A 12,424-nucleotide genomic window follows, 5' to 3' on the forward strand; every position below is an offset into this window, starting at 1 on the left:
ACCTGCAGATTCAGAAATGCAAAAAGGGCCGCGTCAGCAGCCCTTCATCTTTATACGAGAGACTTAAAAGTCTTCGTTGGTTTCTTCAGCATCCGCAGCATCCACCACGAAATCAGGTTTGGAGTCCTGGTTGTTCAACAGAAGCTCACGCACCTTCTTCTCAATCTCTTTCGCCGCAGCCGGGTTCTCTTTCAGCCAGGAGATAGCATTCGCTTTACCCTGACCAATCTTGTCACCGTTGTAGCTGTACCAGGCGCCCGCTTTTTCAATCAGCTTCTCTTTCACGCCCAGGTCAACCAGCTCGCCGAGGAAGTTGATACCTTCGCCGTAGAGGATCTGGAACTCAGCCTGTTTGAACGGTGCGGCGATTTTGTTCTTCACAACCTTCACGCGGGTTTCGCTACCCACCACGTTCTCGCCCTCTTTCACCGCGCCGATACGGCGGATATCCAGACGGACAGAGGCGTAGAATTTCAGCGCGTTACCACCGGTGGTGGTTTCCGGGTTACCGAACATCACACCAATTTTCATACGGATCTGGTTGATGAAGATCAGCAGCGTATTGGACTGCTTCAGGTTACCGGCCAGCTTACGCATCGCCTGGCTCATCATACGTGCCGCGAGGCCCATGTGAGAGTCACCGATTTCACCTTCGATTTCCGCTTTTGGCGTCAGCGCCGCAACGGAGTCGACGATGATCACATCAACCGCACCAGAGCGCGCCAGCGCGTCACAAATTTCCAGCGCCTGCTCGCCGGTATCCGGCTGGGAACACAGCAGGTTGTCGATATCAACGCCCAGCTTACGGGCATAGACCGGGTCCAGCGCGTGCTCGGCATCGATAAACGCACAGGTTTTACCTTCACGCTGCGCCGCTGCAACAACCTGCAGGGTCAGAGTCGTTTTACCTGAGGATTCCGGACCGTAGATTTCTACGATACGCCCCATCGGCAAACCGCCCGCGCCCAGTGCGATATCCAGAGAAAGCGAACCGGTGGAGATAGTTTCCACATCCATGGAACGGTCTTCACCCAGGCGCATGATGGAGCCTTTACCGAATTGCTTTTCGATCTGGCCCAGTGCTGCCGCCAACGCTTTCTGTTTGTTTTCGTCGATAGCCATTATTACTCCTGTCATGCCGGGAGAAGCAACTGCGCTTCACCATGGACTTCTGTTCTGTTGGTGCAATTATACTGTATGGTCATACAGTATCAAGTGTTTTGTAGAAATTGTTGCCAGAGCGTTTTTAACGCATACACGGTTGCCTGACGACGCACACTTTCACGATCGCCGCTGAAGCACTCCCGGCGGGTGATCCCTTCCCCTTTGGACGTGGCAAACCCGAACCAGACGGTGCCGACAGGCTTCACGTCGCTGCCGCCGTCGGGCCCCGCGATACCGCTGATGGAAACGGCGTAATCTGCCCGCGCCTCTTTCAGCGCGCCAATGGCCATTTCAATGACAACCGGTTCACTGACCGCGCCATGCTGTTCCAGCGTGGCTTCGCGCACGCCAATCATCTGCGCCTTAGCTTCGTTACTGTAGGTCACAAAGCCGCGTTCAAACCAGGCGGAACTGCCGGCGATATCGGTAATCGCTTTCGCCACCCAGCCGCCGGTGCAGGATTCTGCGGTGGTAATTGTCGCGCCACGCTGCTTCAGTGCAAGGCCAACGATCTCGCTAAGCTGCATCAATTCATGGTCAGTCATTCTTGCTCCAGGCTTGAGAAAAACGTGCAGCACAAGATAGCACTTTCTCGTCAGATATGGGGATGCGCTTCAGGTTTTACGAGGGGGCTTCAGAAAAAAGCCGGTGCGGGCGCACCGGCTACAGAAATGTTATTTCATGCTGTTCGCAATCGTATCGACATTATGACGAAACGCCTTAACGTAGGAGTCTGCCACCCCACCCTTGGCCGACAGCGCTTCCGGGTAAAGTTCGCCGCCCGGCTGTGCGCCCGTCGCCGACGCAATCTGCTTCACCAGACGCGGATCGAGCTGGTTTTCCATAAACCACGTTTTCACGCCGTCGGCTTTAATCTGATTGATAATCTCCGCAACCTGCGCCGCGCTGGCCTCGCTCTCGGAAGAGAGTCCTTGAGGTGCCATGAAGGTTACGCCGTAAGCGCGGCCAAAATAGCCGAACGCGTCATGGCTGGTCAGCACTTTACGCTTTTCCTGCGGGATCTGGCTAAAGCGTGTTTTAGCCCAGCCGTCCAGCTGAGTCAGTTGCGCAATGTACGGCTTCCCTGAAGCCTCCAGCGCCGCTTTGCCTTCCGGATCGGCTTTCACCAGCCCGTTCAGAATATTTTGTGCATACAGCGCACCGTTCGCCGCGCTGTTCCAGGCGTGCGGATCGGTCACGGTCTTTCCATCTTCCTCAAGCGTGTGGGTTTTCACTCCGGTTGAGGCGACGACCAGCTGCCCTTTGAACCCGGAGGCTTTAACCAGACGGTCGAGCCAGCCTTCCAGCCCCAGGCCGTTGACCACTACTACGTCAGCCTTGCTCAGCGCCGCGCTGTCTTTTGGTGACGGTTCAAAGGTATGCGGATCGCCGTCCGGCCCGACCAGCGTCGTCACGTTCACGCGATCTCCCCCCACCTCCTGCGTGATATCCCCCAGTATCGAAAAGCTGGTGACCACATTCAGCGTTTTCGCCATTACGCTATGCGACATCATCCCCAGCGCAAGCGCCATGATTAATCCTGTACGTTTCATCGTTTCCCCTTACGTTAAAAAAGCGCCCGCAGACTGCCAGCAAGCCTGCTTTGCGTGCCAAATAAAATGGAAATAAAGAACAGCGCGCTGGCAGTCAGCACAATGGACGGCCCCGCGGGCAAACTTGCCGCCCAGGAGAGGCTCAGCCCCAGCCACGCGCAGAAAATACCGCTGATACCGGCCATCAGGAGTAATCCGGGTAAGGTGCGTACCCAACAGCGCGCCGCCACCGCCGGGAGCATCATCAGCCCGACGGCCATCAGCGTGCCAAGCACCTGAAAACCGGCCACCAGGTTAAGCACCAGCAGCGCCAGAAACAGGCCGTGCAACAGCCCGGGCAGCCAGCGGGTATTCACCTGCAGCCAGGCGGTATCAAACGCCTCCGTCACCAGCCCGCGGTAAAAAAGGGCCAGCGTGATAAGGGTGAAGATGCACACGCCGGTCACAAACAGCGCGGCGTCATTGTCCACGGCGAGGATGGAGCCAAACAGCAGATGCAGCAGATCGACATTCGAGCCGCGCAGCGAAACGAGCGTGACGCCCAGCGCCAGTGAACCCAGGTAAAATCCGGCAAAGCTAGCATCTTCTTTCAGCGGCGTGCGGCGGCTGACCAGCCCGGCCACCAGCGCAACGGCAATTCCGGCGATAAACCCGCCGACGGTCATCGCCATTAGTGACATCCCGCTGAGCAAATACCCCACGGCGACGCCGGGCAAAATGGCGTGAGAAAGCGCATCGCCCATCAGGCTCATCCGACGCAGTTGAAGAAACACGCCGAGCGCGGTGGTACTGATAGAAAGCGCCAGGCAAACCACCAGCGCGCGACGCATAAAGCCGTACTCAATAAACGGCTGGAAGAATGTGTGCCAGATCATGCCACCCTCACCCGCTCGGTTTTCCACTGGGGAATATCAGCATCCAGCCGCAGCGTCTGCGGGAAGTGGCGCGCCACGCGCTCGCTGTCGTGCAGCACCGCGAGCAGGGTTTGCCCCTGCATATACATCTCCAGCATCAGATCCATCAGCACGTTGCAGGTTGCTTCATCGACCCCGGTAAAAGGCTCGTCCAGCATTACCAGCGGCGCCTGCTGCACTAATACGCGGGCAAACAGCATGCGCTGAAACTGGCCGCCGGAGAGTTCATCGATAGTGGATAACGCCATTGACTCCAGCCCCACGCGCTCAAGTGCGCCACTAATACGCAGGCGCGCTTCACGACGAAAACCGGCAAAAAGCGAAATTCCGGGCCAGCAGCCCATGCTTACTACGTCCTGCACGGTCAGCGGAAACTGCGCCTCCAGCGCGTGACGCTGTGCCAGCCAGCCGATTACCGGTCGTCTACCCTGCCAGCGAAATCTGCCGCTGACGGGCGGAATAAATCCGGCGAGCGTTTTCAGCAGCGTGGATTTCCCGCAGCCGTTAGCGCCGATAATGGCGGTCATGCTGCCGCGTTCAATCACACCCGAAAGCGGACGCGTGACGGGCTGGCGGTCATAGCCCGCAACCAGTTCGTTCATCACAATCATGGCAGCGCCACCGCCCAGCGCACGGCCAGGCCGAGCAACACAATAAGTCCCAGCGCCAGCAAAAGCCGAACCGGCGCAGAAAGAGAAAAAAGGGAGGTTGACATCTCGACACCCAATTAAATGTTATAACATAACAATAATGAAAGACGGCAGAGATGTAAACGGCGGGTTTGAAACGGGAGTGTGGCGAAATGTTTCTGCAGGAAATAGGTGCGCGCGGGTGCCCTCACCCCAGCCCTCTCCCTCAAGGGAGAGGGGGTAGTCCATGCAAACATTATTTTGTGGGGATCCCTCAGCCCACAGGGAGAGGGGGAAAAAAGCGACTTACTGACTAAACGATGACGCCGCAGGAACGCGCGCCTGAGACACCGCCAGCCCCAGCTGCCACACCGCCATCGCGTAGTGCGTACTGTGGTTATAGCGGGTGATGGTGTAGAAGTTCGGCATACCGTACCAGTACTGGTACCCGGTTCCCACGTCCAGACGCAGCAGGCTCACCTGGTCAACGTTGCCCAGCGGCTGGGTTGGCGTTAAGCCTGCCGCCGTTAGCTGCGCTACGCTGTACTTGGTTTTAAAGCCATTTTCCAGACCAAACGCCTCGCCGTTCGCCTGCACGGCCACCTGGCCGCCCGGCGTCCAGCCGTGCGCTTTGAAGTAGTTCGCCACGCTGCCGATGGCATCCACCGGATCCCACAGGTTAATGTGGCCGTCTCCGTTAAAGTCGACGGCATACTGCTTATAGGAGGACGGCATAAACTGGCCGTAGCCCATCGCGCCGGCAAACGACCCTTTCAAATCGAGCGGATCGTCCTGCTCGTTGCGCGCCATCAGCAGGAAGGTTTCCAGCTCGGAAGAGAAGTATTCGGCGCGGCGCGGGTAGTTAAAGGAGAGCGTCGCCAGCGCGTCAAGGATGCGGGTTTTGCCCATCACACGGCCCCAGCGGGTCTCCACGCCGATAATCCCGACGATGATTTCCGGCGGCACGCCGTAGACCTGCCACGCGCGGTTGAGCGCATCTTCATACTGGTTCCAGAATGCCACGCCGTTTTGCACGTTGTCCGGGGTAATAAACTGTTTGCGGTAGCGCAGCCATGCGCCATTTGGCCCGCTCGGCACCTGGGCGGACGGTGCCTGCCTGTCCATCAGGCGCAGCACGTAGTCCAGACGCTTGGCCTGAGACAAAATTTCATGCAACTGCTGGCGGTCGAAACCGTGTTTGCTCACCATTTTATCGATGAACTGCTCGGCCGCCGGGTTATTCGCGAAGTCGCCTCCCATCTGCATCATATTGTGCTGCGGCTCCAGCAAGAATCCCCCGGAAGGCGCGCCCGCCGTTTGCTGAACGGCTTCGGTCTTAGGTTTGCTGCTACAGGCAGACAGCAGGATAAGCGCAGGCAACAGCGCTGCATAACGACGCTTGAACATGAGACATCCATTTAACGGGTTCGATAAGAACCCAGTATGGTAAAGCATCCGCAACACCTCAAGGAAGCGGTACGCACCTCTCCCACGCAAATCCGCGCTTTTTTCCACCGAAAATCATTCACCCCATCAATTAACTTTCAAAATAATCCATTTTTCTTTCATTGTGAGATCTAATTAACACTTTAAAACCTTTCAAAGTGATTATTATTAGCCACAGTAATACAAAACAAAAAAGCCCCACAGGAGAGAAGAATGATAGAGACCATCACCCACGGCGCCGAGTGGTTCATCGGGCTGTTTCAGAAAGGCGGAGAAGTGTTCACCGGCATGGTGACCGGGATCCTGCCTCTGCTGATCAGCCTGCTGGTGATCATGAACGCGCTGATCAACTTTATCGGCCAGCAGCGCATTGAACGCTTTGCCCAGCGCTGCGCCGGTAACCCGCTGTCCCGTTACCTGATATTGCCGTTTATCGGTACCTTTGTTTTCTGCAACCCAATGACCTTGAGCCTCGGCCGCTTTATGCCAGAGAAGTACAAGCCGAGCTACTACGCCGCCGCCTCCTACAGCTGCCACTCGATGAACGGCCTGTTCCCGCCATTAACCCCGGAGAGCTGTTTGTCTATCTCGGGATCGCCAGCGGTCTCACCACCCTTGGCCTTCCGCTCGGACCGCTGGCGGTGAGCTACCTGCTGGTCGGCCTGGTGACCAACTTCTTCCGCGGCTGGGTGACCGACCTCACCACCGCCATTTTCGAGAAAAAAATGGGCATCCAGCTTGAACAGAAGGTCCATCTTTCAGGAGCCACAGCATGAACCGGATCCGCATTGAGAAAGGTACGGGCGGCTGGGGCGGCCCGCTGGAGATCGACGCTACCGAAGGCAAAAAGATCGTCTACATCACCGCAGGGACGCGCCCGGCAATCGTCGACAGGCTGCGCGAGCTGACCGGCTGGGAAGCGGTCGACGGCTTCAAGGAAGGCGAACCGCCGGAAGCGGACATCGGCGTGGCGGTGATTGACTGCGGCGGCACGCTGCGCTGCGGTATCTATCCGAAGCGCCGCATTCCGACGGTGAATATTCACTCCACCGGAAAATCCGGCCCGCTGGCACAGTACATCCTTGAGGACATTTATGTCTCAGGCGTAAAGGAGGACAACATTACTGTGGTGAATGGCAGTCCTGCGTCGCAAAAAGCGGCCCCGCGGGAGTACGACACCAGCAAGAAAATCACCGAGCAGAGCGACGGCCTGCTGGCAAAGGTCGGGATGGGGATGGGCTCCGCCGTGGCGGTGCTGTTCCAGTCCGGGCGCGACACCATCGACACGGTACTGAAAACGATTCTGCCGTTTATGGCGTTCGTCTCGGCGCTGATCGGCATCATCATGGCGTCCGGCCTGGGCGACTGGATTGCCCACGGCCTCGCCCCGCTCGCCAGCCACCCGCTCGGGCTGGTGACGCTGGCGCTGATCTGCTCCTTCCCGCTGCTGTCGCCGTTCCTCGGCCCGGGCGCGGTGATTGCCCAGGTCATCGGCGTGCTGATTGGCGTACAGATTGGTCTGGGGAACATCCCTCCGCACCTCGCCCTGCCCGCTCTGTTTGCCATTAACGCCCAGGCGGCGTGCGACTTTATCCCCGTTGGGCTGTCGCTGGCCGAAGCGCGCCAGGACACCGTGCGCGTGGGCGTGCCGTCCGTGCTGGTTAGCCGCTTCCTGACGGGCGCGCCGACGGTGCTGATTGCCTGGTTTGTCTCCGGCTTTATTTATCAATAAGAGGTTCCTGCGATGACCGTCATTTACCAGACCACCATTACCCGCATCGGCCAGAGCGCAGCGGACGCGCTGAGCGACCAGATGCTAATCACCTTCCGCGAAGGCGCGCCTGCGGATATCGAAGAGTTTTGCTTTATCCACTGCCACGGCGAGCTGAAGGGCGAGCTGAAGGCAGGAAGCCAGCTGGAGCTGGGCGAGGCGCGCTATGCCGTGACCGCCGTCGGCGACGTGGCCGAGCAAAACCTGCGCGAGCTGGGCCACATCACCCTGCGTTTCGACGGCCAGCTGCAGGCCGAGTATCCCGGCACGGTGCACGTAGCGGGCCCGGTTCCGCAGGCTGTCACCCCAGGCTGCACGTTAAAATTTGTTGCGTAATTAAGGAGAATCACATGAGTCAGGTTGCCGTTGTCATTGGTGGAGGACAAACCTTAGGCGAGTTCCTCTGCCGTGGGCTTGCCACAGAGGGTTACCGCGTGGCGGTAGTGGACATTCAGAGTGAAAAAGCCGCCCGCGTGGCGGACGCCATCAACACCGAATTTGGCGAAGGGGTGGCATACGGCTTTGGTGCCGACGCCACCAGCGAGCAGAGCGTGATGGCGCTGGCCCGCGGCGTGGACGAGATTTTTGGGCGCACCGACCTGCTGGTCTACAGCGCGGGGATTGCGAAAGCGGCCTTTATCAGCGATTTCGAACTGGGGGATTTTGACCGTTCGCTGCAGGTGAATCTGGTGGGCTATTTCCTCTGCGCCCGCGAGTTTTCCCGTCTGATGATCCGCGACGGCATTCAGGGGCGCATCATTCAGATCAACTCCAAATCCGGGAAAGTGGGCAGCAAGCACAACTCCGGCTACAGCGCGGCGAAGTTTGGCGGCGTGGGGCTGACGCAGTCTCTGGCGCTGGATTTGGCCGAGTATGGCATTACCGTTCACTCGCTGATGCTGGGGAACCTGCTGAAATCGCCGATGTTCCAGTCCCTGCTGCCGCAGTATGCCACCAAGCTCGGCATCAAAGCTGAGGAAGTGGAGCAGTACTACATCGATAAAGTGCCGCTGAAGCGCGGGTGCGATTATCAGGACGTGCTGAATATGCTGCTGTTTTACGCCAGCCCGAAAGCCTCGTACTGCACCGGGCAGTCGATTAACGTGACCGGTGGGCAGGTGATGTTCTGATCGAGCGGCCTGATGCCCTCACCCTAACCCTCTCCCACCGGGAGAGGGAACAAAACAAGGAGTCGATATGGTAACCGCACTCATCACCGTCGCCGCCCTCGCCTGGATCTGCCAGATGGCGTTTGGCGGCTGGCAAATCCATCAATTTAACCGCGCGTTTGACGCCCTGTGCCAGAAAGGCCGCGTCGGCGTCGGGCGTTCCGGTGGACGTTTCAAGCCGCGGGTCGTCGTCGCTGTTGCGCTGGATGAAAACAATAAGGTCTGCGATTCCCTCATCATGCGCGGCATGACGGTCTTTGCCCGACCGGCCAAAATCCAGGCAATCAACGGCATTTTGCTGCAGGAATTACGGCCTGATGTGATCTTTCCCCATGATCCACTCTGTCAGAATGCACTATCATTAGCGCTTAATCTGAAACATGGATAATTTCGTTGTGAAAGCTATAGACTTGCGAAATTATCATTTCGCAACCTAAGGAACGAAGCGCCTATGAAACCTCGTCAGCGGCAGGCGGCCATTCTTGAGCATCTGCAAAAGCAGGGAAAATGCTCGGTAGAGGACCTCGCCCACTACTTTGACACCACCGGCACGACGATACGCAAGGACCTGGTATTGCTCGAAAACTCTGGCGCCGTCATTCGAACCTACGGCGGCGTGGTGCTTAATAAAGACGAAGCCGACCCGCCTATCGATCACAAAACGCTGATCAATACCCACCAGAAAGCGCTGATTGCCGAAGCCGCCGTAAAATTTATCCACGATGGCGATTCCATCATCCTCGACGCCGGCAGCACCGTCCTGCAGATGATCCCCCTGCTCAGCCGCTTTAACAACATCACGGTGATGACCAACAGCCTGCACATCGTTAACGCCCTGTCGGAGTTCGACAGCGAGCAGACCATCCTGATGCCCGGCGGTACCTTCCGCAAAAAATCGGCATCGTTTCACGGTCAGCTGGCAGAGAACGCCTTCGACCACTTCAGCTTCGATAAACTGTTTATGGGCACCGACGGCATCGACCTGAACGCGGGCGTCACGACGTTTAACGAGGTCTTCAGCGTCAGCAAAGCGATGTGCAACGCCGCGCGGGAAGTGATTTTGATGGCAGACTCGTCGAAGTTTGGCCGCAAAAGCCCCAACATTGTTTGTAGCCTTGAAAGCGTTGATAAGCTGATTACCGACGCGGGTATCGATCCGGCGTTCAAAAAAGCGCTGGAAGAAAAAGGCATCGACGTGATCGTAACCGGAGAGAGAGATGAGTGATTTTCTGTTAGAAACGGGCCGCCAGACGCTAATGCTGGAGCTGCAGGAAGCCAGCCGCCTGCCGGAACGTCTGGGCGAGGATTTCGTCCGCGCCGCCAACACCATTATCCACTGCGAAGGCAAAGTGATCGTGGCGGGCATCGGTAAATCCGGCCATATCGGTAAAAAGATTGCCGCGACGCTCGCCAGCACCGGCACCCCGGCGTTCTTCGTGCATCCGGCAGAGGCGCTGCACGGCGATCTGGGGATGATTGAAAGCCGCGACGTGATGCTGTTTATCTCCTACTCCGGCTCGGCCAAGGAGCTGGATCTCATCATCCCTCGCCTGCAGGAAAAATCGGTCGCCCTGCTGGCGATGACCGGGAAACCCCGCTCGCCGCTGGCGCTGGCCGCCAAGGCGACGCTGGACATTTCCGTTGAGCGTGAAGCCTGTCCGATGCACCTTGCCCCGACCTCCAGCACCGTTAACACCCTGATGATGGGCGACGCGCTGGCGATGGCGGTGATGCAGGCGCGCGGCTTTAACGAAGAAGATTTTGCCCGTTCGCATCCGGCAGGCGCCCTCGGCGCTCGCCTGCTCAATAAAGTTCACCACCTGATGCGCACCGACGATGCCATTCCGCAGGTCAAACTCGATACCAGCGTGATGGACGCGATGCTGGAACTCAGCCGCACCGGGTTGGGGCTGGTGGCGGTGTGCGATGACAGCGGCAACGTGAAGGGCGTGTTCACCGACGGCGACCTGCGCCGCTGGCTGGTGGGCGGCGGCAGGCTGGAAACGAACGTGTCGGACGCCATGACCAAAGGCGGGCTGACGCTGAACGCCGACAGCCGCGCCATTGAAGCCAAAGAGGTGCTGATGAAGCGCAAAATCACCGCCGCACCGGTGGTGGACGAGCACGGCAGGCTGTGCGGCGCCATCAACCTGCAGGACTTCTACCAGGCCGGGATTATCTAACCCTTCAGCCCGAGACGCTTCGCCAGCCGGTGCAGGTTGGCGACGTCCATCTCCAGCGCACGGGCGCACGCCGCCCAGCTGCGGTTGTTCTGCTCCAGCGCGCGGGTAATCATCTGACGCTGAAATGCTTCCGTCGCCTCGCGCAGGTTCTCGTTCACGCTCTCAGGCGTTGCAGGCTTCACGGACGGCGTATTTTCATCCTGCAGCGCAAAATGGCGCGCATGAATAACCACTTCATCCCCCGAGCGCGTCGCCCGCGCCAGCACTACCGCGCGGTGAATCGCATGCTCCAGCTCGCGCACGTTGCCCGGCCAGCCGTAGCTCAGCAGATGCGATCTCGCCCCCGGACTCAGCACCACGCGGGAAAGCCCCATCCTGAGGCGGCACTGCTCGCAGAAAAAGCCCGCCAGCAGCACCACGTCGTCCCCGCGCTCGCGCAGCGGGGGCACGGACAGCGGGAACACGCTCAGGCGGTGGAACAGGTCGGCGCGGAAATTGCCCGCCAGCACCGCTTCACGCAGATCCCGGTTAGTCGCTGCCAGCACACGCACGTCCACTCTATGGCTGCGGTCATCCCCCACGCGCTGAATATCGCCGTACTGCAATACGCGCAGCAGTTTGGCCTGAAGTGATAAGGATAATTCGCCAATCTCATCCAGGAAGAGCGTGCCGTTATCGGCTATTTCGAACTTGCCGCTGCGGTTGCTGATCGCCCCGGTAAACGCCCCTTTGACGTGACCAAACAGCTCGCTCTCCGCCACGCTTTCCGGCAGCGCGGCGCAGTTGAGGTACACCAGCGGGTTGACCGCCCGCGGCGAGGCTTCGTGAATGGCTTTCGCCACCAGCTCCTTACCGGTGCCGGTCTCCCCGAAGATCAGCACGTTCAGATCGGACGCGGCGACAATCTCAATCTCTTTTTTGAGCTGCGCCATGCCGGGCGAAAGGCCGATCATCTCCGTGTGCGTGACCTGCTCAAACGCCGCCGGGCTGCCGGGAAGAATATTCTGGCTCTCCAGCTGCTCTATCAACAGCGCATTATTCAGCGCCCCGGCGGCCAGCGCCGCAATCAGGCGCAGCGCTTCGTCACTGAAGGTGTCGAACTGGTCCGGCGACATGCCGTCGAGGGTCAGTGCACCAATCAGGTTTTGCCCGGCAAACAGCGGCAGGCCGATGCAGGCGTGCACCTTCAGGCTCTCCTGTCCGGGGATCAGGCCGTCGTACGGGTCGGGCAGATCGCTGTCCGCCGGGAAACGCACCACGTCACCCGCGCGGGCGATGGTCTCCAGCCGCGGATGGCCTTCAAGGGTAAAGCGCCGTCCGAGCACGTCCTGCGCCAGCCCGTCGATAGCCAGCGGAATAAACTGTCTTCCCTCGTAGCGCAGCAGCGCCGAGGCGTCACACGCCAGCACCTGGCGCAGCGTGGAGATCAGCCGTTGAAAGCGGTCCTGATGGCCGATACCGGTTTGCAGTTCAATGGCAATCTTCGCCAGCACATCTACAGAAAAGCTCATGTCAGCCTCACAGTCATTTTGACAATACATAGTGTCATATTGACAGCTTTCTTGATAGTCATAATGACTATCCTTTACGGACAA

13 protein-coding genes and 1 pseudogene are annotated in these 12,424 nt (G+C 58.8%); 7 read left to right on the forward strand and 7 right to left on the reverse strand.

Going from position 1 to position 12,424, the window contains the following annotated elements; translation table 11 throughout:
- Window positions 1-63 precede the first annotated feature (63 nt).
- The 6 genes from recA to mltB form a co-directional block, all read right to left on the reverse strand.
- Window positions 64-1,122: a recombinase RecA gene (recA, locus tag HBM95_18065; GenBank protein NIH44814.1), complete on the reverse strand. Its 1,059-nt coding sequence runs from the start codon at window positions 1,120-1,122 to the stop codon at window positions 64-66.
- 89 nt (window positions 1,123-1,211) lie between these two features.
- Entirely contained in the window at window positions 1,212-1,709 is a 498-nt protein-coding gene (gene pncC / locus HBM95_18070; protein NIH44815.1) for a nicotinamide-nucleotide amidase, read from the reverse strand.
- A 129-nt stretch (window positions 1,710-1,838) separates the two neighbouring features.
- The gene (locus tag HBM95_18075) at window positions 1,839-2,717 is read right to left on the reverse strand and encodes a metal ABC transporter substrate-binding protein (protein NIH44816.1); all 879 of its coding nucleotides are present in this window, start codon (window positions 2,715-2,717) and stop codon (window positions 1,839-1,841) included.
- A gap of 14 nt (window positions 2,718-2,731) precedes the next feature.
- Entirely contained in the window at window positions 2,732-3,592 is an 861-nt protein-coding gene (locus HBM95_18080; protein ID NIH44817.1) for a metal ABC transporter permease, read from the reverse strand.
- Window positions 3,589-4,242 (reverse strand): ATP-binding cassette domain-containing protein, encoded by a 654-nt coding sequence (locus HBM95_18085; GenBank protein ID NIH44818.1) that lies wholly within the window; start codon window positions 4,240-4,242, stop codon window positions 3,589-3,591. The genes HBM95_18080 and HBM95_18085 overlap by 4 nt, the downstream gene beginning before the upstream one ends.
- Window positions 4,243-4,566: 324 nt before the next feature.
- On the reverse strand, window positions 4,567-5,715 hold the full coding sequence (gene mltB, locus HBM95_18090) for a lytic murein transglycosylase B (protein ID NIH44819.1): 1,149 nt from the start codon (window positions 5,713-5,715) through the stop codon (window positions 4,567-4,569).
- A gap of 204 nt (window positions 5,716-5,919) precedes the next feature.
- On the opposite strand from mltB, the pseudogene srlA reads away from it, so the two are divergent.
- From srlA to gutQ, 7 genes and pseudogenes are all read left to right on the forward strand, one after another.
- Window positions 5,920-6,482 (forward strand): annotated as a pseudogene (gene srlA, locus HBM95_18095) (PTS glucitol/sorbitol transporter subunit IIC).
- Window positions 6,479-7,438 carry a PTS glucitol/sorbitol transporter subunit IIB gene (locus HBM95_18100; protein ID NIH44820.1) on the forward strand — a complete coding sequence of 320 codons (960 nt, stop codon included), beginning with the start codon at window positions 6,479-6,481 and terminating at the stop codon, window positions 7,436-7,438. The pseudogene srlA and the gene HBM95_18100 overlap by 4 nt, the downstream one beginning before the upstream one ends.
- Before the next feature lie 12 nt (window positions 7,439-7,450).
- Window positions 7,451-7,813, forward strand: a complete 363-nt coding sequence (srlB, locus tag HBM95_18105; protein NIH44821.1) for a PTS glucitol/sorbitol transporter subunit IIA — start codon at window positions 7,451-7,453, stop codon at window positions 7,811-7,813.
- Between the two features lie 14 nt (window positions 7,814-7,827).
- A complete protein-coding gene (gene srlD / locus HBM95_18110) occupies window positions 7,828-8,607 on the forward strand; it encodes a sorbitol-6-phosphate dehydrogenase (GenBank protein NIH44822.1) in 780 nt (259 codons plus the stop codon).
- Between the two features lie 67 nt (window positions 8,608-8,674).
- Window positions 8,675-9,034 carry a transcriptional regulator GutM gene (gutM, locus tag HBM95_18115; GenBank protein NIH44823.1) on the forward strand — a complete coding sequence of 120 codons (360 nt, stop codon included), beginning with the start codon at window positions 8,675-8,677 and terminating at the stop codon, window positions 9,032-9,034.
- Between the two features lie 63 nt (window positions 9,035-9,097).
- The gene (locus HBM95_18120; protein ID NIH44824.1) at window positions 9,098-9,871 is read left to right on the forward strand and encodes a DNA-binding transcriptional repressor; all 774 of its coding nucleotides are present in this window, start codon (window positions 9,098-9,100) and stop codon (window positions 9,869-9,871) included.
- A complete protein-coding gene (gutQ, locus tag HBM95_18125; protein NIH44825.1) occupies window positions 9,864-10,829 on the forward strand; it encodes an arabinose-5-phosphate isomerase GutQ in 966 nt (321 codons plus the stop codon). Before HBM95_18120 ends, gutQ begins: the two co-directional genes overlap by 8 nt.
- Here gutQ and norR read toward each other — a convergent pair.
- Window positions 10,826-12,370: a nitric oxide reductase transcriptional regulator NorR gene (norR, locus tag HBM95_18130; GenBank protein ID NIH44826.1), complete on the reverse strand. Its 1,545-nt coding sequence runs from the start codon at window positions 12,368-12,370 to the stop codon at window positions 10,826-10,828. The two genes, gutQ and norR, sit on opposite strands and share 4 nt — an antisense overlap.
- Window positions 12,371-12,424 lie beyond the last annotated feature (54 nt).

Origin of the sequence: Enterobacter asburiae (assembly GCA_011754535.1) — a bacterium.
GTDB classification, from domain to species: Bacteria; Pseudomonadota; Gammaproteobacteria; order Enterobacterales; family Enterobacteriaceae; genus Enterobacter; species Enterobacter cloacae_N.